At 31.6% G+C, this 25,235-nt stretch carries 21 protein-coding genes; 8 read left to right on the top strand and 13 right to left on the bottom strand.

The genetic code is table 11. The features are described 5' to 3' along the window. Window positions 1-76: 76 nt before the first annotated feature. From EYD46_RS00105 to EYD46_RS00085, 5 genes are read right to left on the bottom strand one after another with little or no spacing between them, the layout of a single operon-like run. On the bottom strand, window positions 77-1,345 hold the full coding sequence (locus EYD46_RS00105; RefSeq protein WP_130935023.1) for an ABC transporter ATP-binding protein: 1,269 nt from the start codon (window positions 1,343-1,345) through the stop codon (window positions 77-79). Between the two features lie 9 nt (window positions 1,346-1,354). After that, on the bottom strand, window positions 1,355-2,161 hold the full coding sequence (locus EYD46_RS00100; RefSeq protein WP_130935022.1) for a polysaccharide pyruvyl transferase family protein: 807 nt from the start codon (window positions 2,159-2,161) through the stop codon (window positions 1,355-1,357). Between the two features lie 9 nt (window positions 2,162-2,170). Then, the gene (locus tag EYD46_RS00095) at window positions 2,171-3,061 is read right to left on the bottom strand and encodes an ABC transporter permease (protein ID WP_130935021.1); all 891 of its coding nucleotides are present in this window, start codon (window positions 3,059-3,061) and stop codon (window positions 2,171-2,173) included. Window positions 3,062-3,086: 25 nt separating this feature from the next. After that, complete coding sequence (locus EYD46_RS00090; protein WP_130935020.1) at window positions 3,087-5,543, bottom strand: exopolysaccharide transport family protein; 2,457 nt, start codon at window positions 5,541-5,543, stop codon at window positions 3,087-3,089. Between the two features lie 8 nt (window positions 5,544-5,551). Further along, entirely contained in the window at window positions 5,552-6,346 is a 795-nt protein-coding gene (locus tag EYD46_RS00085) for a polysaccharide biosynthesis/export family protein (protein WP_130935019.1), read from the bottom strand. Window positions 6,347-6,513: 167 nt separating this feature from the next. On the opposite strand from EYD46_RS00085, the gene EYD46_RS00080 reads away from it, so the two are divergent. Beyond that, window positions 6,514-8,376, top strand: coding sequence for an ABC-F family ATP-binding cassette domain-containing protein (locus tag EYD46_RS00080; RefSeq protein ID WP_130935018.1), 1,863 nt, complete (start codon window positions 6,514-6,516; stop codon window positions 8,374-8,376). A 39-nt stretch (window positions 8,377-8,415) separates the two neighbouring features. Further along, a complete protein-coding gene (locus EYD46_RS00075; RefSeq protein ID WP_130935017.1) occupies window positions 8,416-9,189 on the top strand; it encodes an O-methyltransferase in 774 nt (257 codons plus the stop codon). A gap of 19 nt (window positions 9,190-9,208) precedes the next feature. On the opposite strand, the gene EYD46_RS00070 is transcribed toward EYD46_RS00075, so the two are convergent. After that, window positions 9,209-11,260, bottom strand: coding sequence for a DUF5723 family protein (locus EYD46_RS00070; RefSeq protein WP_229731241.1), 2,052 nt, complete (start codon window positions 11,258-11,260; stop codon window positions 9,209-9,211). A 192-nt stretch (window positions 11,261-11,452) separates the two neighbouring features. Between EYD46_RS00070 and EYD46_RS00065 the strand changes: the two genes are divergently transcribed. The 3 genes from EYD46_RS00065 (at window position 11,453) to secA (ending at window position 16,084) form a co-directional block, all read left to right on the top strand. Beyond that, the gene (locus tag EYD46_RS00065; RefSeq protein ID WP_130935016.1) at window positions 11,453-12,025 is read left to right on the top strand and encodes a cob(I)yrinic acid a,c-diamide adenosyltransferase; all 573 of its coding nucleotides are present in this window, start codon (window positions 11,453-11,455) and stop codon (window positions 12,023-12,025) included. 317 nt (window positions 12,026-12,342) lie between these two features. Then, window positions 12,343-12,564, top strand: coding sequence for a DUF2795 domain-containing protein (locus EYD46_RS00060; RefSeq protein WP_019387375.1), 222 nt, complete (start codon window positions 12,343-12,345; stop codon window positions 12,562-12,564). A 166-nt stretch (window positions 12,565-12,730) separates the two neighbouring features. After that, on the top strand, window positions 12,731-16,084 hold the full coding sequence (gene secA / locus EYD46_RS00055; RefSeq protein WP_130935015.1) for a preprotein translocase subunit SecA: 3,354 nt from the start codon (window positions 12,731-12,733) through the stop codon (window positions 16,082-16,084). 79 nt (window positions 16,085-16,163) lie between these two features. On the opposite strand, the gene EYD46_RS00050 is transcribed toward secA, so the two are convergent. Next, window positions 16,164-16,829: a M15 family metallopeptidase gene (locus EYD46_RS00050; RefSeq protein ID WP_130935014.1), complete on the bottom strand. Its 666-nt coding sequence runs from the start codon at window positions 16,827-16,829 to the stop codon at window positions 16,164-16,166. Between the two features lie 38 nt (window positions 16,830-16,867). On the opposite strand from EYD46_RS00050, the gene EYD46_RS00045 reads away from it, so the two are divergent. The 3 genes from EYD46_RS00045 (at window position 16,868) to EYD46_RS00035 (ending at window position 19,995) form a co-directional block, all read left to right on the top strand. After that, window positions 16,868-17,497 carry an alpha-ketoglutarate-dependent dioxygenase AlkB family protein gene (locus tag EYD46_RS00045; RefSeq protein WP_130935013.1) on the top strand — a complete coding sequence of 210 codons (630 nt, stop codon included), beginning with the start codon at window positions 16,868-16,870 and terminating at the stop codon, window positions 17,495-17,497. Between the two features lie 426 nt (window positions 17,498-17,923). After that, entirely contained in the window at window positions 17,924-19,228 is a 1,305-nt protein-coding gene (locus EYD46_RS00040) for a DUF819 family protein (protein ID WP_130935012.1), read from the top strand. Between the two features lie 53 nt (window positions 19,229-19,281). Then, window positions 19,282-19,995 (top strand): DUF4369 domain-containing protein, encoded by a 714-nt coding sequence (locus tag EYD46_RS00035; protein WP_130935011.1) that lies wholly within the window; start codon window positions 19,282-19,284, stop codon window positions 19,993-19,995. A gap of 46 nt (window positions 19,996-20,041) precedes the next feature. Here the strand turns inward: EYD46_RS00035 and EYD46_RS00030 are convergent, their stop codons facing one another. The 6 genes from EYD46_RS00030 to EYD46_RS00005 all read right to left on the bottom strand — a co-directional run. Then, window positions 20,042-20,308 (bottom strand): hypothetical protein, encoded by a 267-nt coding sequence (locus EYD46_RS00030; RefSeq protein ID WP_130935010.1) that lies wholly within the window; start codon window positions 20,306-20,308, stop codon window positions 20,042-20,044. A 146-nt stretch (window positions 20,309-20,454) separates the two neighbouring features. Then, window positions 20,455-20,865, bottom strand: a complete 411-nt coding sequence (locus EYD46_RS00025) for a 6-pyruvoyl trahydropterin synthase family protein (protein WP_130935009.1) — start codon at window positions 20,863-20,865, stop codon at window positions 20,455-20,457. Continuing rightward, a complete protein-coding gene (gene idi / locus EYD46_RS00020; protein ID WP_130935008.1) occupies window positions 20,862-21,386 on the bottom strand; it encodes an isopentenyl-diphosphate Delta-isomerase in 525 nt (174 codons plus the stop codon). Before idi ends, EYD46_RS00025 begins: the two co-directional genes overlap by 4 nt. A 101-nt stretch (window positions 21,387-21,487) precedes the next feature. Continuing rightward, complete coding sequence (locus tag EYD46_RS00015; protein WP_130935007.1) at window positions 21,488-23,389, bottom strand: OmpA family protein; 1,902 nt, start codon at window positions 23,387-23,389, stop codon at window positions 21,488-21,490. Window positions 23,390-23,401: 12 nt separating this feature from the next. Further along, entirely contained in the window at window positions 23,402-24,334 is a 933-nt protein-coding gene (locus EYD46_RS00010) for a PorP/SprF family type IX secretion system membrane protein (RefSeq protein ID WP_130935006.1), read from the bottom strand. Between the two features lie 29 nt (window positions 24,335-24,363). Further along, window positions 24,364-25,235, bottom strand: an 872-nt coding sequence (locus EYD46_RS00005; protein ID WP_130935005.1) for a gliding motility-associated C-terminal domain-containing protein, incomplete at its 5' end; no start/stop codon positions are given.

Here is a 25,235-nt window from a genome sequence, read left to right as displayed (position 1 = left end):
TCAATTGGAATGTGCTATTTACGCATAATTACATAGCTTATACTCTTTTTATGTCCTCAAAAAATTAGAATCTTAATTAGGTAACTTTCCATTTACTTTTTTCCGAAAACACAATGCCATGTTTTTTAGAACTCAGCATTTTCCCTGTACCGTAAATATCTGCATTTTCCACATAAAGATTTTTTGCATTTACAATATAGTCTAATACATCGCCATTAGTAGCTGACCAGAGATTAATTGTATAATTTCCCGCAAGTAAATGTATTTTAGGTACGAATATTTCTATTTTACCTTCTCTTTTAGTAATGTCTAATAATACACCTTGAAACATATTGTCTATCGTTAATATACGTTCCTCATAACCAGCACATATTGTTATTGCGATATCTAGACTTTTAATGTTTCGTTTTGCCTTATAACCTAGAGTAATTTTCATGCTATCTCCAACAAAAACACCATTACCATCATTAAATATTATTGACGTAAACTCTAAATTACCATTACCGTCCCTATCTTTATCTTTTTCAATTTTTTCTGTAGATGAATCATTATTAGATTTCACATACAAATCAATAGCCTTGTTGGTTTGACCTTCAAAGAAAACTCTTCCTTTATCCAGAATAAGACATCTGGAACATAAGCTTTGAACAGCTGCCATGTTATGGCTCACAAATAAAACTGTACGTCCTTCCTCTTTCGAAATATTTTGCATCTTACCAACTGCTTTTTTCTGAAACTCTACATCTCCAACTGCCAATACTTCATCTATCACTAAAATCTCTGGCTCTAAAAAAGCTGCCACCGCAAATGCTAACCTTACAGTCATCCCCGAACTATATCGTTTTACAGGGGTATCAATGTAGCGTTCGCATCCAGAAAAAGTAATAATTTCTTTTATTTTATGACTGATTTCTTTTTTGGTCATTCCCAAAATAGCTCCATTTAGATATATATTTTCACGACCAGTCATCTCACCATGAAAACCTGTCCCTACTTCTAAAAGTGACGCTATACGTCCCTTAGTCTTAATCTCTCCAATTGTAGGCCCTGTAACTTTAGAAAGTATTTTTAGTAACGTAGATTTTCCTGCTCCATTTTTTCCAATAATGCCTAGTACCTCACCTTGTTGTACCTCAAAATTTATATCCTGTAACGCCCATATATACTCAGAGCTCCCTTTTGTACTTCTATCATTAACATCGCCAACCTTTAAATATGGATCTTCCTTCCCTCTAATCCTATTCCACCACCTATTCAAATCATGACTAATGGTTCCTGTACCAACCAAACCTAACCTATACTGTTTTGATAGATTTTCAACCTTTAATATGATATTATCATTCATAGTTCTAACTTAAAAAGGACAGGATTTCATTAAATCTCTTTTACATTTTTTTTGCAAAACAGTATCTGCTAACAAAAGTGTTTTATTTTTATTTAAAATCTTATTTATAAGAACTTCATTCAAATCCATAGGCTTTATAAAAATCTCATCTTTAAATGGAATTCCAACAGATGCGTAGTAGTCATAAAATTTAATATTATCTCCTGACAATTTATTTGAAAATTTAACCCATAATGCAGGAATATTGTAGCTTTGAGCTACAATAACTCCATGTAAAGAAGAAGAAATAATATACTTACATTCTAATATTTCGTCGGTTGTTTTTTCTACATTAAATGTTAGTAAATCAATTACTTTCACAGAAGAATTATTTACAAATTGTTTTTTAACCTCTTTATAATCAACATAATGAGGTATCACTCCAATACTATATTTCTTATCAATTTTCGAGCTATAATATTCAGGCATTAATAATGCAGGATCTCCGTAAACCTCAGGACAATTAAACCCCTTTTCTAAAATTCTCTTTCTAGTTTTTGGACCTCTTACTGCTAAAAACTCAGCATCTCTTATATTATCATCCTTTTTAATAATACCACTTCCCCAAACAATTGAGTTTTCATTTGCTGATGATATAATACTTCCTATGCTAATATAATGCTTAAGTAAATATTTATATAAACGTCTTGAAGGATGAGTTACCGTTTTCACTGTACTATTTGAAATTTTTTCAATCAAATATTTTGACATTAAGTCTCCATAATTTTCTCTGCCATCCTTGCGTTTTTCTTGCCACCAATATAATCTTATCTTCATTTTAAGTAACTAAATAGTATCTATAAATGTTTTTTCTGTTCTATTGAAGACAACCAAACCTGTAAGAAAAACTATTAAACTCACAACAACTACATAAATCAAATTTTTCAGATTAAAACTACCTGTTCCTAAACACATATATCTAAACATTTCTACTATTGAAGCCATGGGGTTATACTCTATAAATATTCCCGCATATTTAGGAATTACACCTGCTTCAACTTTTTTTTGGATAAGTTCTAAGGGGTACATTACTGCAGAGGCATACATTAACAATTGCACGCCAAATCCAACTAAAAACGTTAAATCCCTATACTTGGTTGTCATTGAAGAAATTATCATACCTAGACCCAAGCCTAAAACACCCATTATAATAACCAGCACTGGTAAAAAAACTAATTCTACTTGGGGGGTACTACTATATGCTTTATTTGTAAAGTAAACGAAGTAAACATAAAAACATACAAACACTAATATCTGAATGCTAAACTTTACCAAATTTGAAACTACCGTAGACATTGGTACAATTACTCTAGGAAAATACACTTTTCCAAAAATACCTTGGTTTCTTTTAAAAGTATCACTAGTTCCTTTAATACATTCACTAAAATAATTCCATGAGGTAATACCTGCTAGATTAAAAAGAAATGCAGGAACCCCTTCTCCTACTTCTATTTCTGCTATATTGTTAAAGATTAAGGTAAAGATAACTGAAGTAAAAAGTGGTTGTATAAAATACCATAATGGACCTAATACAGTTTGCTTATATACCGTAATTACATCTCTATTTACGAATAAAAATAATAAATCCCTATATCGCCAAATCTCCTTAAAGTTAAAATGAATTAAACTTTTTTTTGGGGAAATTGTGTAAAGCCATTTGTTGTTATTGTTGCTCAATGCCTTTAGATTTGTTTTTTAAGAATTATTTAAAGAAGGACCTAAAAAGTTTTACCCAAGTTTTTTTACTTGTTTCATTATCATGATACCCATTACCATATTTACCATAACCATAACCGTAGCCATAACCATAGCCATAACCGTAGCCATACTTTCCCTTTTGGTTATACCCATTGTAAACAAAACTTAAATTTTCTATTTCCTTTTTGTTGTACTTATCATTAACTAACTTTATCATTCCTTTTTTTGTGTAGTCCTGTCTAACCATATATATAGTTGCATCTACATATTCAGATAGCTCAAAAGCATCAGCTACAAGACCTATCGGAGGAGTATCAAGAACAATGTAATCGTATCTATTTTTTAAATCCTCAATTAAAACATCCATTTTTTCCTTCATTAATAACTCTGAAGGATTTGGAGGAATTGGCCCTGAAGTAATTACATCTAGACAAGGTACAACTGTAGATTGTATAATTTCTTTAATACCCTTTTGACCTATGAGATAATTAACTACTCCTATATCATTTTTTATCTTAAAGTCTCCAAATATTTTTGGTTTTCTGAGATCCAAACCAACAAGTACAGTTTTTTTTGAGCTCATTGCAAAAACAGTAGCCAAATTGATAGAACAAAATGTTTTGCCCTCACCACTCACTGAAGACGTGACCATAACCGTTTTGGAACCTTGAAAATTATGTTTTTTGTAGAAATATTGTAAACTAGAACGTATAGTCCTAAAAGCTTCGGCAATTGTAGATTTAGGTTTTAAATGTACAATCAAATTGTTATCCAAGGTATTTTTGCCAACTACTCCTAACAAAGGAACAGTTGATAATTTCTCTAATACTTGAGGGTTATGTATTCTATCATCAAAAAAAGTAATCATGAAAGCTAGTAGTAACAGAGGAACAATAGCTCCTATTACAGCAAACATATATCTTGACTCTAATTTTAAATCCACTGGCATGGCACCAGTATCCTTAGCTGGATCAATTACCAAAATATCTGATACACTGGCAGACTCTATTATTTCGGCTTCTCCACGTTTTGCCAAAAACACATTATACGTTTTCTCACTTAAAGCGTATTGCCTTTGTATGTCAAAAAGCTTCTGTTGTGCTCTGGGTAATTTTCTAATTTTTGCATCTTCAATGGCTATTTTAGAATTTAATATTTTCTGCTCCCTTTTCAGTTCATTTCTTGCTGAACTTATATTTTCTAAAAGTACCGTTTTGAGCCCATCAATTTGTCTGTTTAAATCGGAAAAAATTGTTGCATCTTTCCTCACAGTAGCGCCATACTTTGACTTTTGAACTGAAAGTTCGTTAATCTTACCAATATTTGACAATATGTTACCATCATCTATTCCAGCTACTGAAGGAGCTGGCACATCTGTAAAAGAGTTACTAGTTAACAAATAGTTTTCTAAACTAGTATAGTATGCTATTTTCCTTACAATATCATCTTTTTCATCTTCGTAAGCCATTAACTTACTATTTACAGATATAGCTTCATCATTTATGTTAAATATTTTATTCTTGTATTTATATTCATTTAAAGAATCCGCATTTAGAGTTAACTGTGTTTTTACCCTATCCAATTGTTCATCAATAAACTTTATAGTATTGGTAACAAATTGGTTTTTTCTTTTTAGCTGGTCTTCACTTAAAACCTTTACGGTTTCGTTTAAATAATCTACAATTTTTGATTTGTTAACATCAACCATACTCAAATTAAGTATTGCAGAATTTTTAGGATTGCTTATGTTTAGTTTACTACGATACTTTGCTACAACTGCATCAAAATCACTAAACATTATATAATACTCTTCATTTTGGGAAACACTTCTTCCTTCATCTAAATATAACATTCCATTGAAATAAGGTAAAGATACCTCCTCTCCTAAACTATAAGTTTTCTTGAACTCACCAATAGTGACATCTAGCTTAGACTTTTTTTGATTTGAAAAATTTTGAGTGTTTATTAGAGAAGATTCTAAATTTAGATACAATTCGAAAGTATTGTTTCCTAAAAACGTTATTTTAATAGGTACATTTAATAATTGATGGGAATTATGTGTTAATCTTACCCTAAAAGGGGCATCTGTATAAATATCATCTTTTCTAAACTTTGACTGTTTAAGATAAGTTATATAGTACTCCAAGTTACCAACAACTTTTTCATGGATGCTTCTTGACTTAAGTGATGTCATCATAGTTTTAACTTTACCTGAAACGCCACCCCAGTTAAACGTTAAACTAGTATTTGATGTAAACAATGGATTAGATTCTTCCTCCACTGTTATCTGTGTACTTAATCTGTAAGACTGCTGTTTTCTTATGTTTTGCTGGTATACAATAAAAATACCTACACATAAGAGCAGGATAAAAAACTTCCAATAACTAAGAACCCTCCATAAAAAAGCATTAATATCAAACGAAGATTGCTGAGAATCTATAACTTCAAATTCATCTTCCATATTGACTATTATAGGTTTCTTGTTAAAAAATATATGGACACCAATACCGAAAACATTGAGGCAACTGTTGTAATTGTTTGTGTCGCTGTAGCACCAGCTCCAATTGCTTTTCGCTTTAATGGTTTTACTAAAATCATATCATTTGGTTGTATGTAGTAGTAGGGTGACTTCATTGCGGATATATCTGTCAAATCTATATGATGTATTTTTTGACCATCAGCGTATTGTCTGATTACTAAAACATCTTTCCTATCTCCAGTCTGTAAAATATCTCCAGCATTTGCCAATGCTTCAATTATGTTAACTCTATCTTGAAATAACACATAAACTCCTGTACCTCCTACTTCTCCAGTTACAGTGTAACGCAAACCTGCTAACTTTACTGAAACAAAAATCTCAGCAGTTTCCTTAAAATATTGATTAAGAAGTTCTCTTTTTACCTTAACCTCTATCTCATCTGTTGTAAAACCTAAAACATTTATTTTCCCAAGAATTGGGAACTCGATATTTCCGTGAATATCTACAGTAAAACCACTGAAATAAAGTCCTGCACCCTGTTGAGCTGAGGTATTTGCATTATCTATTGGATTAAAAATATCTACTAATTCTTCATCTAAAGCCTTAACATTAATACTTAATATGTCGTTTACCTGAACTCTGTAAGGCTTGGTTAAAACCTGTATTTGACTTGAGTCGTTTACCTTTCCTCCTTTATCTTGTAAATACACCACATCCTTGTTGGTAATACATGAAGAAAACAATAAACTAAAAATAAGTAGGTTAAACCAAAAAAAACGCTTCATTTCTATGGGTTTGAGTTAGACAAATATAACCTTTCATCGTGAATAATAAAACTCTACGCGACTTTTGAAATTACCATATTCTTCTAGTTTTATTAAAAATACATACCAGAAAGTAAACAGAAAATCTCGCTGTTTTTGTTTTTTTACGTTATTTGTAAAAAAAGGATTTGAATTACCTCACTGTCGAAAATATATCTAAGTCTTATGGAGAACTTACACTTTTTGAAAATATTTCATTTAGTATCCATAAAGATCAAAAAATAGCATTTGTAGCCAAAAATGGTACGGGAAAAACATCTATCTTAAATATTTTATCTGGTAGTGATACTGCAGATTCTGGAAATATTATATACAGAAAAGATATAAAAGTGTCTTTTTTATCACAGGATCCAAATTTTGATAAATCACTATCTGTAGAAGATACCATTTTGGCTAGCGACAACCCTACTCTTAAGATAATTACAAACTATGAAAAAGCACTTTTAAACCCTGAAGACACTGAAAATTATCAAGCTGCATTTGATGCTATGGAACGTCATCAAGCATGGGATTTTGAAACGCTATACAAACAAATCCTTTTTAAACTTAAACTTGAAAACTTAGAACAAAAAGTAAGCACCCTTTCTGGTGGACAAAAGAAACGCTTAGCATTGGCTAACGCATTAATTAACAAACCAGATTTACTAATTCTAGACGAACCCACCAACCACTTAGATTTAGAAATGATTGAGTGGTTAGAAGATTTTTTTGCCAAAGAAAATATTACACTCTTTATGGTTACTCATGATAGATATTTTTTAGAGCGTGTATGTAATGAAATTATAGAACTAGATAATGGATCACTTTATAATTATAAAGGCAACTATTCATATTACCTAGAAAAGAAAGAAGAACGTAAAGAACGTGACGACGTAGAAGCAGAAAAAACTAAACAGTTATTTAAAAAGGAATTAGAATGGATGCGTAGACAACCTAAAGCTAGAACTACAAAATCCAAATCTAGAATAGATGATTTCTTTGAAATAAAACACAAAGCACACCAACGAAGAAAAGAACATGAACTGCAGTTAGAATTAAATATGGAACGCCTAGGAAGTAAAATTCTTGAGTTTCATAAAGTTTCTAAAGCTTTTAAAGACAAAACCATATTAAATAGTTTTGATTATACCTTTAAAAAAGGAGAACGCATAGGTATTATTGGTAAAAACGGTACTGGTAAAACTACTTTTCTAAATATCTTAACTCAAACCGACAAACCAGATTCTGGTAAAGTTGTAAAAGGAGAAACTGTAAAATTTGGCTACTATACTCAAAACGGCATCAGCATAAAACCAGAGCAAAAGGTAATTGAAGTTATTAAAGAGTTTGGAGATTATATTCCTTTAAAAAAAGGGAGACAAATAAGTGCACAACAATTATTAGAACGCTTCCTTTTCAGTAGAAAAAAACAATATGATTTTGTTGAAAAACTAAGCGGTGGCGAACGTAAGCGTTTATATTTATGTACAGTTTTAATCCAAAATCCTAACTTTTTAATTCTTGATGAGCCAACAAACGACCTTGATATTGTAACCCTTAATGTATTAGAAAGTTTTCTTCTTGATTTTCCAGGTTGCATTATTGTAGTATCGCATGATCGGTATTTTATGGATAAAATTATAGACCACCTTTTCGTATTTAAAGGCGAAAGTGTTATTGAAGATTTCCCTGGAAATTATAGTGACTATAGAACTTATGAAGATAGTCAACCTGTAATTGCAAAAGTAGCAGACGACAAAAAAGAAAAACACTCGTGGAAACAAAATGAAGCCTCTAAGCTTTCTTTTAATGAGGAAAAAGAATTACGAAATATTGAAAGTAAATTAAATAGTTTGGCTTTTGACAAAAAGGAATTAGAAAATAAATTTAATAATCCTAATTTATCTCAAGATGAAATTAAGTCCCTTTCGGAAGAGCTGCAAAACCTTATTGAAGTAATTGAAACTAAAGAAGAACGTTGGTTTGAATTATCGGCAAAATTGGAAGACTAGTTTTTTAGCAAAGACACCTTAAACCCTGTACTTAAAAGTATGCTCTATCAAGCTAAACAATACATAAAGTTTCTGCTTAAATCTACAAATCAACATGGTGTACACTCCCCTTTTGTATACGATTTGGTTACTAAATGCTTTTATGATAAAACCAAGTATTTTGAGTATTTAAATATTAAAAACTATAGAAGTCGCTTAAAACATGTAAAACATCAAATTAACATTACTGATTTTGGAGCTGGAAGTGTAAAACTAAACTCTAAATCTAGAAAGGTCTCAGAGATTGTAAAGCATGTTTCCATTTCAAAAAAAAATGCAAAACTGCTTTTTAGAATTGCCAAATATTTTAAACCTAAACAAATATTAGAACTTGGTACATCTCTAGGTTTTGCAACACAAGCTTTAAGTTTAGCAAATCCTAATTCACAAATTATTACTATTGAGGGGTGTCCAGGAATTTTTAAATACAGTAAAAATGAATTTGTACTACAACAACTAGATAATATTGAACTTTTGTGTAGCGAGTTTTCAAAAGTATTACTTAAATTAAAAAAAGACAGTTTTGATTTAATATTCTTTGATGGTAACCATACAAAACAAGCTACATTGGATTATTTTGAAAAATTACTCCCAAAAGCCCACAATAATTCTCTTTTTATTTTTGATGATATTTATTGGTCTAAAGATATGACTGAAGCTTGGGAAGCTATTAAACAACATCCAAAAGTAACTGTAACTATTGATACTTTTCACTGGGGCATGGTCTTTTTTAGAAAAGAACAAGCCAAAGAGCATTTTAAAATTAGGGTGTAAAATATTAAGCTTTCGTATTTTAATCAATCAAATTAATTTCAACCCTTCTATTCCTTGATCTACCATAAGGCGTTATATTACTAAAGATTGGCTTACTTTCTCCATAACCAACAGTTAATAACCTATTAGCATCAATACCATTTTTAACTAAAAAGTCTTTTACAGCATTTGCCCTTAATTCTGATAATTCTCTATTCAAATCTTCTCCCCCTGTACTATCTGTATGTCCTTCAATAGTAAAACCAGCACTTGGATGGTCTTTTAAAATAATTACGATTTCTAAAAGTACTTCGTTAGATTCCTCTTTTATTTTGGCTGTTCCAGAATCAAATAAAATAGTTCTTGCAAAGGCATTTAATGTGGCTTGTAGCTCTTGAGTTACTTCTTCTTCAGGACAACCTTTATTTGGAATCGTGCCTGCCTCAAATACACATTTATCATCTTTATCTAAGACTCCATCTCTATCTGAGTCTTTCCAAGGACAACCTTTATTCTCTCGTGGCCCTTCCTCCTCTGGACATTCATCCTCATTATCCAAAATACCATCTCCATCCTTATCCGTATAAGGGCAACCCTTATTCTCGATAGGCCCTACTTCTTCAGGACATTCATCGTCATTATCCTTTATACCATCACCATCTTTATCTTTTGGTTTTCCATAATAAAAAGGAATTTTTAACCCAGCATAAACATCTGCTTGTTTGTTTTTATCACTTGAAAATGCAGAAATTACAGAACCTGACCCCATATATAAAGGACCAGCCCTAAAACCAGCTCCAACTCTAAACCCATTAGTTTCTATAACACTAAAAGGCAAATAAAAACTAAACCATTTACTCTCATATCTTGGTGTTAACGAAAAGGTATTAGAAATAAAATTTGCAGTTCTTCTTTCTTTAGACATCAATGAGTAGTCCGTATTGAAATTTAAATACCATTTTTGATTTAAATTCCAATCTATATTTAAATGCACAGCAGTAGGTAAATCTACAATATAGCCAGTAGTTGCATCTGTTTGGGTGTAAAAGTTATTTAAAAAATTACCTAAATCTGCTGCATTATCATAGTCTTCTTCACTAACATTGGGATTTGCAATACTATATCCTTCTCTTATACCTTTTTTATAATTTATATTTCCAATATCTGTAATAGAAAATCCTATTTTTAGCTTGTATTTATTAATATCCCTATAGCTATACCCTGAATTTATAGACTTGTAATCTTTATAATTTGGCCTCCATTCGTAGATAAAACCTAAATCGATCCCAAAACCTGATGCATCACTTGGTGCTTTATAATCGTAATTATCAGAGTCGAATTCATCAAATCTTGCATAATTTACAAACCCTGTTGATGATATGCTACCTGTGGTTTCCCCTCCACCTAAATCTGTACCATCGGCATCATAATTTACCAAGATATCACTACCTACAACATAAGAGCTCCCCAAACCTTTTAAATATTTTAAAGAGAAACCTCCTTTTAAAAAATTGTGCTTTCTATTTAATATAACTTGGGCATACGTTACCCCTAATTCTGACCAAGCATGGGTTAAAGCACTAATAGTACCTTCATTCAAATTAAAGTCATCAGTTGTGTCATCATCAATTGATACTAATGAAGCACCATTAACATCATTTACATTTGCAAAAAATCTACCTCTTGTGAAAATTGAAATTGAACTTTTTTCTGAAAGGTTAAACATAAACGAGGGACCAAGCACATCTAAATTTGCCATTCCTCCATTATTAGAAGCAGGGAAGGTTTTTGCCTCTACATCGAAACTATAGCCTTCCTTAAGGGCGTCAAAAACATGCACGCCATAATAATTGTTCCCCAAAAAAGCGCTAACACCAGCTATATTAATATCTAGTTTATATCGTGAATCTACTATACTTGCTGGGTTTGAAATTACACCATGTACACCACTGTAATTGTCGGTTAAAAAACCAATGTAAGACTGTGATTTAACACATAAACAAAGAGAGACAAAAAACAAAAAGAGTAAATTATTCTTCATGTAATAATGTTTGTTTATAGCTACAATAACAAATGTAGATGTTTTTCTCATAAAAACGTTTCTAAATTACTTAACTTTAAAACAAAAATATTTAATGGCATCTATTCTTATTCTTTTAGGGATTTTCTTGTTAATTAAAACAATTTCAAGTCGCCTAAGTAGAAGAAGAGAAATGAAACATAGAAATTCTATGTTTAGAAAAAATTCAATGAGAAAACGATAGCCTTTAAAATTTAGAGAAAAATGAAAATTTACACAAAAACAGGAGATAAAGGTACTACTGCTCTATTTGGAGGCACCCGCGTACCAAAACATCATATTAGAATTGATAGCTACGGTACTGTTGATGAACTAAACAGCCATATAGGTTTAATTAGAGACCAAGAGATTGATGGTCATCACAAAAACATATTAACTCATATTCAAAATAAACTTTTTACAGTTGGCGCTATCTTGGCTACTGATCCTGAAAAAGCTGTTTTAAAAAATGGTAAAGAGCGTTTAAATATCGAAAAGATTACAAGTGCTGATGTAGAACTTCTAGAAGAAGAAATGGATACCATGAATGATGCATTACCCCCTATGACGCATTTTGTATTACCAGGAGGACATCAAACAGTGTCATTCTGTCATATAGCACGTTGTGTATGCAGACGTGCAGAGCGATTAGCTTCTGCGTTAAACGAACTTGATCCTTTTGAAGCTAATGCGTTAAAGTACCTAAACCGTCTTTCTGACTATCTTTTTGTATTGGCACGGAAATTGTCACACGATTTACAAGCAAATGAAATTAAATGGATTCCTGAAAAGACGTAAAACATCTTTATTTAATCCAAAAGCTACGGTAGAAGATGTAATTGACTTTGTGTTATGGATTAAGTATTTTGGAGTTCCTCATAGAGAACGACTGCAGAAAGCCTGTCTGATGACAAATAGGCTTGATCCTTGTCATAACATCCAAAAGAAAATTACAAAAATGCTGTATGTTGCGTTATTATTAACATCGCAAGAATAATTTCGACTGTTTTTGAGTACAAAGAGATACGTTCTTTTAATTAATGATTAATTAATTCACTTTTTTCTTGCGTGTTTAAACTAAAAAATTATTTTTGCAAAAAATTAAACAGAAAGAAATGTATTGGACATTAGAACTAGCATCATATTTGAGTGATGCACCTTGGCCAGCCACCAAAGACGAATTGATAGATTACGCCATTAGAACTGGTGCGCCTTTAGAGGTTGTGGAAAACCTACAGTCTATTGAAGATGAGGGTGATTCTTATGATTCTATCGAAGAAATCTGGTCAGATTATCCAACTGATGAAGATTATCTTTGGAATGAAGATGAATATTAGAAATAAAGCATAAAGAACCGTTAAAAAGTCTCGATTTGAGGCTTTTTTTTTGTCCTTTACCGCAAAAAAAAGTATTACAAAATGTATCTTTGAAAGTCGCTTTTAAAGCGCGTATTAAAATGATAAAACCTAGGGTTAACCTAGTTAAAATATAAAAACATATAATATGGGTTTTTTAGATTCAGTCTTAAAAGTATTTGTTGGAGACAAATCGAAACAAGATGTAAAGGCTATTTCGCCTTTAGTTGATAAAATTAAAACATTTGAAAATGCTCTTGAAGCCTTATCTCACGATGAATTAAGAGGTAAAACTGTTGAGTTTAAGGCTAAAATTGCTGAAGCTACATCTACTATAAATGAGCAAATTTCTAACCTTACTGAAGAAGCCGAAACAACTGAAGATATAGATGCTCGTGAAGATATTTATGAAAAAATTGATGAACTTCGTGATGAAGCCTACAGTGTTACTGAAGAGGTATTAAATAATATTTTACCAGAAGCTTTTGCTGTAGTTAAAGAAACGGCTAAACGTTTTGTACATAATACGCAAATTACTGTAAAAGCCAATGAGTTTGACAGAACCATATCTGGCGAGAAAACTTATGTAACTCTAGATGGGGATAGTGCTACCTGGGCAAATTCTTGGGATGCAGCTGGAAAACCTATTACTTGGGACATGATTCATTATGATGTACAGCTAATAGGTGGTATTGCATTACACCAAGGTAAAATTGCAGAGATGCAAACGGGTGAGGGTAAAACCCTTGTAGCTACACTACCTGTATACCTAAATGCGCTTGCTGGTAAAGGCGTACACTTAGTAACAGTTAACGACTACCTTGCCAAACGTGATAGTGCATGGATGGCTCCTATTTTTGAGTTTCATGGTATGAGTGTAGATTGTATAGATTATCATCAGCCAAATTCTGCTGCGAGGAGAAAAGCGTATAACGCTGATATTACTTATGGTACTAATAATGAATTTGGTTTTGACTACCTACGTGATAACATGTCGCATGCACCTGAGGATTTGGTACAACGCCCACATCATTATGCTATTGTAGATGAAGTGGATTCCGTTTTAGTTGATGATGCTCGTACACCATTAATTATCTCAGGTCCAATCCCAAAAGGAGATCGCCATGAGTTTAATGAATTAAAACCTAAAGTTGATGAAATTGTTGGTGTACAACGTAAATATTTAACTGGTGTTTTAGCTGAAGCGAAAAAATTAATTAAGGAAGGAGATAATAAAGAAGGTGGTTTCCAACTATTACGTGTATACCGTGGTATGCCTAAAAACAAAGCTTTAATTAAATTTTTGTCTGAAGAAGGCGTAAAACAGTTATTACAAAAAACTGAAAACTTCTACATGCAAGATAACAACCGTGAAATGCATAAGATTGATGCGGAATTATATTATGTAATAGAAGAAAAGAACAATCAAATTGAGCTTACGGATAAAGGTATTGAATATATTTCTGGTAAAGATGACCCTGATTTTTTCGTGATGCCAGAAATTGGTGTTGAAGTTGCAAAAATTGAAGAGCAAAATCTTGAAAAAGAAAAAGAAGCTGAACTTAAAGAAGAACTATTTAAGGAATTTGGTGTAAAATCTGAGCGTATACATACCCTAAATCAATTACTAAAAGCTTATGCTTTATTTGAAAAAGACACACAATATGTGGTTATGGATAATAAAGTAATGATTGTAGATGAACAAACAGGACGTATCATGGATGGTCGTCGTTATTCTGATGGTTTACACCAAGCAATAGAAGCGAAGGAGAATGTTAAGATAGAAGATGCAACACAAACTTTTGCTACTGTAACTTTACAAAATTACTTTAGAATGTATCGTAAATTATCTGGTATGACGGGTACTGCGGTTACAGAGGCAGGAGAATTCTGGGAAATTTACAAATTAGATGTGGTTGAAATTCCAACTAACCGTCCTATTGCTCGTGATGATCGTGAAGATTTAGTTTATAAAACTAAACGTGAAAAATATAATGCCGTAATTGAAGAAGTTACGAAATTATCCAATGCTGGTCGTCCAGTATTGATTGGTACTACTTCGGTAGAAATTTCAGAGTTGCTTGGTAAAATGTTGAGTATTCGTAAAATTCCTCATAACATCTTAAATGCAAAACAGCATAAAAAAGAAGCTGAAATTGTAGATCAGGCAGGTAAATCTGGACAGGTAACCATTGCAACTAATATGGCTGGTCGTGGTACAGATATTAAATTAAGTGACGAAGTAAAAGCTGCAGGTGGTTTAGCTATTGTGGGTACTGAGCGCCATGACTCACGTCGTGTAGATCGTCAGTTACGTGGTCGTGCTGGTCGCCAAGGAGATGTAGGTAGCTCTCAGTTCTACGTATCTCTAGAAGATAATTTAATGCGTTTATTTGGTAGTGAACGTATTGCTAAAATGATGGATAAAATGGGATTAAAAGAAGGCGAAGTAATTCAGCATTCTATGATTTCTAAATCTATTGAGCGTGCACAAAAGAAAGTTGAAGAAAATCAGTTTGGAGTTCGTAAAAGACTTTTAGAATATGATGACGTAATGAATGCGCAACGTGAAGTTGTATACAAACGTCGTTATAATGCGCTGAATGGAGAACGTCTACGTGTGGATTTAGCAAACATGATTTTTGATACTTCTGAAGGTATAGCTGAAACAAATAAAGGAGCCAACGACTTTAAAAACTTTGAGTTTGAATTGATTCGTTATTTCTCAATGAGCTCTCCAATTTCAGAAGAAGAGTTTGGGAAACTATCAACCCAAGAAATTACTTCAAAAATCTATAAAACTGCTTTTGAAAGCTATCGTGAGAAAATGGAGCGTAATGCTGAAATTGCATTTCCTGTAATTAAAAATGTTTACGAAAATCAGCGAGATAAGTTTAAGCGTATTGTAGTGCCTTTTACCGACGGCGTAAAAAGTTTAAATGTTGTTACCGATTTAGAAAAAGCATATGAAACTAACGGTAAGCAATTAATTACTGACTTTGAAAAAAATATTGCACTTGCTATTATTGATGATGCTTGGAAAACACATCTCCGTAAAATGGATGAATTGAAGCAATCTGTGCAATTAGCTGTTCACGAACAAAAAGATCCTTTATTAATTTATAAGTTTGAAGCTTTTGAATTATTTAAAGCTATGATTGATGATGTTAACAAAGATGTAATTTCATTCTTATTTAAAGGAGAATTACCTCAAGAAACGCAAGATACTATCCAAGAAGCTAGAACTAGAAAACGTGAAAAGTTTGAAACATCTAAAGAGGAAATCCCTAATTTAGATGAACGCTCTGCACAAAATAGAGCTGCTGGAAACATGCAACGCCAACAACAAGTTATTGAAACCATTACTCGTGATAGGCCAAAAATTGGACGTAATGAACGTGTTACTATTAAACACGTACTAAATGGAGAAAATAAAACTTTGAAGTATAAGCAAGCTGAACCTTTAATTTCAAAAGGAGATTGGGTTTTAGTTGAGGATTAATATATTATCTCTGTAACCCCAAAAGGATTCAGAAGAATAATAAAAAAAGAGTCTAAAAATTAATTTTTAGACTCTTTTTTTATTCTATTGGAAAATCAAAATATGTATTAGGGAATGGTTCTTCTTTTAAAGTAAAATGCCACCATTCTCTAGGATAGTTTTTAAAGCCATGTTTTAGCATTATGGTTTGTAAAAATTCTCTATTCAACTTTTGCTCTTTTGTAATGTCTTTATAATTTACCCAAGACTGTACCCCAAAGAAGTCAAATATACTGCCCATATCAAGTTCTTGTTTTGTTTCTATATTTATGATAGTAATATCAACAGTGCTACCTTTTGTATGTCCCGATCTAGATGCTATATATTCTTCCTTAAACAAATCGCTCTTCTTAACATTAGGATAAAATTTAGCTTTATTTATAGTATCATTTAAATCTCTAGCCCATCGTATAAAATGATTAACGGCTCGTTGTGGTCTATAGCCATCATATACTTTAATACCTAAATTTTGCTTTTTCAATTCTTTCTGTACTTTTTTTAAAGCAACCACGGTCTCCTCTGTTAAAATGAGACAGTTATTATTATAACCATCAATTGGTTGTCCAACAAAATTATCAGTTCCTAAATACTTTAATTCTACTTCTAGATCTGTAATTAAGGAATTAGCATATATGAATCCATCTGGTAATTGACTATGACCTGAAAAAACATGTAGTAAGAACAAAAAAACTAGATATTGCTTCATTTGCAAAACGATTTGTGCTAATTTAGAAAATAAAAGCTATGCGTTTATTAAATGCTAAAAAATTAAATTTGAAAGATGCTGATGTAATCTATTACCCTAACTTTTTTAGCGAAAAAGAAGCTGACTTTTTTTTCAAAAACTTGAAAGTTGAAATTAACTGGCTACAAGACAAAATAAAAGTTTTTGGAAAGACCTACGACCAGCCTAGATTAACTTCATTTTTTGCTACAAATAAAGAACCCTATTCTTATAGCAATATAACTATGTATCCCCGACCATTTGATGGTAACATACTAAAAATAAAAACAGTCATTGAAACAGAGTTAAGTATCTATTTTACAAGTTGTTTGGCTAACCTATACAGAGATGGAAAAGATAGTAATGGTTGGCATGCCGATGATGAAAAATCATTAGGTAAAAAACCTGTTATTGCTTCTGCAACTTTTGGTGAGGAACGTCCATTTCATTTTAAACATAAAAAGGACAAGTCATTAAAGGAAAAAATTACATTAAAACACGGTAGTGTTTTGTTAATGCAGGGATCTACACAAGAAAACTGGTTACATCAAATTCCAAAAACAACGCGACAAATTGGTTCTAGAATTAACCTTACCTTTCGAATTATTCCACAAAAAAACCGAGTTCCCTCAAACCCGGTTCTTTCTTAATTTGCTTTTATATTATGTGCTAGATTTGGGGTCTCCACATCAACAACATAATGCAAATATTAATTAATTAATCCATTGAACTAAAAAGTATGTTATTTAGTACATTTCAAATATAAAAACCTAATTGAATCAAAACGATAAAAAACATAAAAAATCGATGAAATACATATTTTTTTAACACATTTCGTCGATAAGAAGTTATTTATCGATGAAATGCATTGATTTGTTTTTCAAGATATAAAAAAAGCACCTAAAAATGGGTGCCTTTTTTCTAACTAACCAACCAAAATATGATATTACAATTCTAAAGTTTAAAGTAACCACTCAATAAACTAATATTTGAAGTGTAATTGTTTTATACAAAACAATTACTATGCCAAAGTTTTGCTTTCATATTTTATTTATCTTAGGTTTTTTTATTTTTTTATGGAAAACCTACCAATATTTACTCAAGACACTATAGTTTTTGGGTTACTCATGTTAGCATTAGGGTTTGTGTTCTACACCTCTTCCAGCTCAAATTCATTTTGGAAAAAGTTTTACAAATATATTCCTGCTCTTCTTATGGCATACATGCTACCAGGAGCATTGACCACCTTAGGTGTTATAGCTCCCGAGTGGACTTCAACAAATGCTGCTGGAGAAGTTATTAAACATAAATCTCAAGTTTACTATATAGCTAGTAGATTTTTACTTCCTGCAGCGCTAGTACTAATGACATTGAGTATAGACTTAAAAGCCATATATAACCTTGGTCCTAAAGCATTAATTATGTTTTTAACTGGAACTGTAGGAGTAATTATAGGAGGTCCTATTGCCATTTTATTAATATCCATAATATCTCCAGAAACAGTTGGTGGTGCAGGACCTGATGCTGTATGGAGAGGTTTAGCAACATTAGCTGGTAGTTGGATTGGTGGTGGCGCTAATCAAGCTGCTATGTTAGAGATTTATGAATTTAACACAGATAACTATGCGGGTATGGTAATTGTTGATATTGTTGTTGCTAATATATGGATGGCCATACTTTTATTAGGCATTGGAAAATCTGAAAAAATTGATAAATGGCTTAAAGCTGATAATAGTGCTATTGAAATTTTAAAAGAACGTGTATCAACTTATGCTTCTAAAATCTCAAGAAACCCTTCTTTAAGTGATTTAATGGTTATTCTTGGTATTGCATTTACTATTGTTGGTATTGCACATTTTAGTGCAAATAATATTTCTGAATTCTTAACTAATAACTTTGAAGCTATTAGAGATAAGTCCTCAGCCATGTCTTCTTTTGGTTCACAATTTTTTTGGATGATTACCATTGCAACACTCCTTGGAATTTTATTATCATTCACTAAGTTTAAAACCTATGAAGGTGCTGGTGCTAGTAAAATAGGTAGTGTTTTTATATACATTCTAGTTGCGAGCATTGGAATGAAAATGGATTTAACCAAAATTATAGAAAACCCAGGATTAATTTTTGTTGGTCTTGTTTGGATGGCAATTCACGTTGGACTATTATTTTTAGTTGCTAAAATTATAAAGGCCCCATATTTTTTCTTAGCTGTTGGAAGTAAAGCCAATATTGGAGGTGCTGCATCTGCTCCTGTGGTGGCAGCTGCGTTCCACCCATCTCTGGCAACAGTTGGTGTGTTACTTGCTGTTTTTGGTTATGTCGTTGGAACCTATGGTGCAATGCTTTGTGCCGAACTTATGAAAATTGCAACCGGTGGTTAGTATATTTTTAATAATTATTAAGATATTTGCGCACCAAATTACACTTTATGTATATGAAAAAATATAGCATTTTATTACTCATTATATCAATTCTTGCTTGCTCTAAAACTCCTAAGGATTTAGTAGTAAAAGCTAATATTAAGGGTTTAAAAAAGGGAACTGTATATCTAAAACGTGTAATGGACACCATTTTGATTACTGAAGATTCAATTGTTGTAAATGGTAATTCAGAGTTTGAATTGTATGCTAATTTAGATGAGCCAGATTTATTCTTTTTACATCTTGACAAAAACTCTAAGGAAGATGAGAGGATTAACTTTTTTGCTGATAAAGGAGTTATAGAAATTAATACTACTTTAAAAAGATTTGTAACAGATGCCAGTATTGAAGGTTCTGAACATCAAAAAATTCTTGAAGACTATCAAAAGTTAATGTCTCGCTTAAATAATAGAAATTTAGATTTAATAAAAGAAAACTTTGAAGCAAGAAAAACTGGTGATACTGCAATTATAAATGCTGTTGAAGAAAAACAAATTAGCCTTCTAAAAAGTAAATATCTTCAAACAGTAAATTTTGCTCTAAAACATAGTGATAGTGAAGTTTCACCTTACTTAGCACTGGCTGAGATTTACGATGCCAATATAAATCTATTGGATACCATTAATAAATCATTAACTCCAAAAATTCAAGATTCCAAGTACGGTAAAAAACTACATGAGTTTATAGAGGAACGAAAGAAAAGTGCTGCTGAACAAAAAAAGCCTTAAAACTAAGTTTTAAAGCTTTTTTTATCGTATAGATAAATAATCTATGCTATAGGTTATTTATTTTTTCTATTAGAGATTTACCTCTATTTTCTAACTCTTCATTAATAGCTTTAAAATGTGCTTTCTTATTTTCAACACTTCTATCATTTACTTTTGTAATTAACTCGTCAAAGGTTTCAATAGCTTCATCTATAATAGCTTCACTCTTTTTCGTTTCCTTATCAGTATTTTGATACTCCCATATATAGACTGCTTCTATAATATCTCCTAATACGTAATTAATATCCTTTTTAAGATCTCTTACATTTGCCATAATTATTATTTTTATTAATTGTAAAACTAAACATATACTTCTAATAATATCGAATTTTTAGAATGAATTTTATGCGATAGTATTATAGTAAACTAATTATTGTGGAACTCTTTTACTTTTATTTCTCTAAGTTTTCTTTGTTATGTTTAGTTTCCTGAATAGGTTACAAAATTTCGTGGTGTTTCGTACAAGGTTATTTCTAAATCTAACTTACTATCTAATTTAGCCTTCATTTTATCATAAATAACCACTGCTATATTTTCAGCAGTTGGATTTAAGTCTTTAAACTCTGGTACTTCTAAATTGAGATTTTTATGATCAAAAGCGTCTTCTACTTCAGTCTTTATAATACCTTTTAGCACCTTCATATCAATCACATAGCCTGTTTCTTTATCTATATCACCTGTTACACTTGCAATGAGTTCATAGTTATGTCCGTGAAAATTAGGGTTATTACATTTTCCAAAAACGGCATCATTTTTTTCAAAACTCCAATCTTTTCTATAAAGCCTATGTGCTGCATTAAAATGCGCTTTTCTACTAACGGTTACTTTCATAAATTTATATTTATATGCTGGTAGAATTTATCAAAAATCACTTTAAACCAAGCGGTGTATAGTTCTGGATGTAAAGAAATATCTGATTTAATTTCTTCTAAAGGCATCCATTTCCAACTAGCTACTTCTTCAGGATTTATCTTTGGTACTCCACTATATTTACCTAATAAAACATGATCGTACTCATGCTCAGTTAATCCATTGTCAAAAGGAGCTTTATAGATGAATGAAATAGATTCTTTTAAATCCACAACAAACCCCATTTCTTCTTGAAGTCTGCGTTTGCCAGCCTCGATATTTGTTTCTCCATCTCGTTGATGACTACAACATGTATTAGTCCATAATCCTGGAGAATGATATTTATCTAATGCTCTTTGTTGAAGCATTAACTGGTTGCTATCATTAAAAATAAAAACTGAGAATGCGCGATGTAAAAGTGCCTTTTCATGAGCCTCCATCTTAGGCATTAATCCTATCTGTTCATCTTGTTCGTTAACAAGAATTACCTTTTCTTCTTTCATAGTGTAGCAAAAATACGAACAAAAACTATTTGCTTTGTTCGTTTTACTAAATAAAAAAAGCACCTAAATAAATTTAGATGCTCTTTAATGTTGATGGTTATTTAATTTTCTACTACTATAAATTCACTTCTTCTATTTGCTTGATGTTCTGTTTTAGAACATTTTACACCATTGGAACAACGGTTTGTTAATCGTGTTTCCCCATACCCCCTTCCTGAAATTCTATCTGCAGAGATACCACCTTCATTTATGATATATTCTCTAGTAGATTTATTTCTACGTTGCGATAATGACATGTTATATGCATCCCTACCTCGAGAATCTGTATGAGATCTTACATCAATTTTTACACTTGGGTACTCCTTCATATATTTAATAACTTTAGCTAACTCTATTTCAGCATCAGGGCGAATAAATGATTTGTCATAATCAAAATAAATAGGATTTAAATTTAATAATAAAGCTAAATCTGTACCTATTTTTGCTGCACTAGGTTCTAAAGCTAGTTTTAAATTTTCTCCACTATTACCTGTTTTTACTGTAAAATCAGTAAAATCATCTTCAAATTTTTCTTTCTGAGCTTCAATTATATATGTTTGTTCTTTACAGCTTAAGTTAAACTCAAACTTACCAGAATTATCACTCTTTACTGATTCTAAAATATTATTATTCTCATCTTTTAGTACGATATCAGCATTTACTAAAATTTCACTTGTTTTTTTATTTACAACAATACCTGTTATATCGTATTTACAATCTGGAATTTCAAAACTATAGATATCATCATCTCCTTTACCTCCTTTTCTATTCGAAGAAATATAACCTTTGCGAGTAGTCTCATTTATAATATAAGCAAAGTCATCTTTTGGACTATTAATAGGCTTTCCAACATTTTTTAAGACACCAGTTTTAAGATCATTAACTTCAATGCTAAAAACATCTAATCCTCCTAACCCTAAATGTCCATCAGATGAAAAATACAATACCCCTTTATCACTAACAAAAGGAAAGTTTTCTCTTCCTTCTGTATTAATTTTTGAACCTAAATTAAGCGGATCTCCATAGGTACCATCTTCATTTATATCTACTACAAAAATATCAGACATTCCATTTGTTCCTGGCATGTCAGAAGCAAAATATAACTTTTTCTCATCAACACTTAAGGTTGGATGAGCCACACTATATTCATCGTCATTAAACGGTAGAGATTTTACATTTGTCCACATACCATCAATTAAAGTGGCTTTATAAATTTTTAATGCATGAGTGTTTTCACTATTCTTTTTAAATTTCCCGTTGAAAAAGTTATTTCTAGTGAAATAAACTGTATTACCATCTTTGGTATACGCAGTTGAGGATTCATGATACTTTGTGTTAATATCTCCTTTTATTTCCTGAATATTCCCTTCTACATCCAACTCAAATATATCTAAAAATGGTTGTGCATTCCAATTGTATATTTTCTCATCTTGATCTCTGGATGAGGCAAAAACCAAATTACCATCATTCAAAGAGGCTCCAAAATCAGAAAAAGAAGTATTAATATCTAAATTCTCTAAAATATAATCTTGAGACATTGTTTCAATCGCATCGAGATAATTTGTGTTGTTTAAAAACTCTATTCCCCTAGAGTCATCAGGTCTTAATGTAGCAAAAGTTCTAAAAACATCATCCGCTTCTTTATATTTACCTAGTGCTTTCAAAGTTTGAGCATACCTAAAATAGTTTTCAGGATAGGTATTGGAACTTATTTCAATAAGTTTAGCGTACCATTTAGAGGCATCTTCCATTTCTGAATTAAAATAAAATGCATTTGCTAGTTTTTCCACAACCTCAAATGAGGCATCTTCTTTATTAGCTAATTCTAATAGGATAGCTCTAGAATCAACATAAGAAAGCTTATCGTACTTCTTAACTGCAGTTGAAACTTTACCTTTTTGAGCATTTAAAACCCCAAACATAAAAACCGTTAAAACAGAAAGTATATATATTCTTTTTTTCATATCAGTAACTTATTAGAAGAATCTTGGTGATAAAATTTTACCTATTTGTTGTAATTCAAACCTTAACATAACTTCGTGTGTTCCGCTATTATAATTATTTAAAGCTGTAGTAGTCGCATCATAGGCATACCCTACAAACAAACTGTTACTTAGTTGAAACCCCACAAGACCACTAAAGGAATCATCCCATCTGTATGCCACTCCTAGAGTAAACTTATCATTAAAAAGTGCGTTTGCAGATAAATCAGCTATCAATGGTGCTCCAGAAACTCCTTTTACCAAAAATGCTGGCTTTAGTTTAGTACGCTCACTCAAATCAAAAACATAACCTCCTATTAAAAAATAATGAAGTCGTTCTGTGGCTATAGACTCTTGAAAATCATCATAATGTTCTGTATTTAATATATTAGGCACAGATAAACCTATGTACCATTTATTTGAATGTAAATACATTGCTGCACCTAATGTTGGTGATATTAAATTAATATTCTCATTAAATAATCTGTCTGGGTTCTGGAACAAACCCTTGCTCCAATCAGTATCTAAAATATGTAAACCTCCCTTAACACCAAACGATAATTCTAAATCTCCCGTTTCATTAACTGGTATGGTATAAGAGAAATTAGCATCTATGCTAGTTTCTTCTGCTGGCCCTAATTGATCACTAACAATATTTAATCCTAATCCTAACCTTTCATTTTTTAAAGGTGAGTGAATACCGAATGTTATTGTTTTTGGTGCTCCATCAATACCCACCCATTGAGTTCTGTATAATGCAGCGGCACTTAAAACATCTCTTTGACCTGCATAGGCTGCATTTACACTCATTGTATTATACATATATTGAGTATACTGTGGATCCTGTTGAGCTTCTGTTGTAAAACTTAATAGTGCAGTAAACACTACTAAAATCAAACTTTTTATATATGATGATGTATGTATCATTTCTTTAATTTTTTAGTGATTTACTTTTATTATCTATTTATATATAACCATCCAACTTTAGGTTCAGAACCATCTCCATAGTCTAGAATATAATAATATGTACCAGGCGGTAATTTCTCGTTGGCATTTATTGTTGCTCTCCCATTAGAGGTTCCATCCCAATCATTGTTATAACCTTGTTTCTCATAAACTACATTTCCCCACCTATTATAAACTTCTAATTTATTGTTAGGAAAGTTTGAAATACAATTAATAATTAGAGTATCATTAACACCATCTCCATTAGGAGAGAACTCATTAAAAACAAGTAAACAACCTAATTCTGTAAATGTTGGATCATCAGACGTGTTCCCATCCAAATCATTACCATCATCACTAATGTCTGATACAGTACCTACATTGATATTGGTACCTGTAGCGACTACACTATTGCTAACTCCTCCTGCATTAATAGCTTCTTGATTTATTATAAAGCTTGCAAGATAAATAGCAGTCTCTCCAACAAGAAGTGTTCCTTCTTCACTACCTTGGTTTGCCTCTACAAATGTTGGTTCTTCTGTTAACTCTATAGAATTTCCATTTGCATCAATAAATGTATCTGTTAATGAAATACCTGTTAAATCAAAATCACCTGTATTTTCAACTTCTATAGTATAATCAATTCTGTCTCCTAAAGAAGTTCCCCTCACATCTGCGATTTTTATAACTCTAATGGATGCTTCACATCCAGTTGTGATTGGGTCACAAGGATTATCGGGATCACTTAAACCTGTAGGGGTCTCTGGTGTACTCGGATCATCTATTCCTGTAGTTTCTTCACAATCTGTTAAACCATCTCCATCTGAATCTGTTGTATTGATACCGATTGGACTACATGGATCATTTGGATCACTTGTTGGTC

The sequence above is a fragment of the Hyunsoonleella pacifica genome, from assembly GCF_004310335.1.
Classification (GTDB): domain Bacteria; phylum Bacteroidota; class Bacteroidia; order Flavobacteriales; family Flavobacteriaceae; genus Jejuia; species Jejuia pacifica.
The sequence above is the reverse complement of the archived record's forward strand: the minus strand, read 5'-3'. Positions and strand labels throughout refer to the sequence as shown.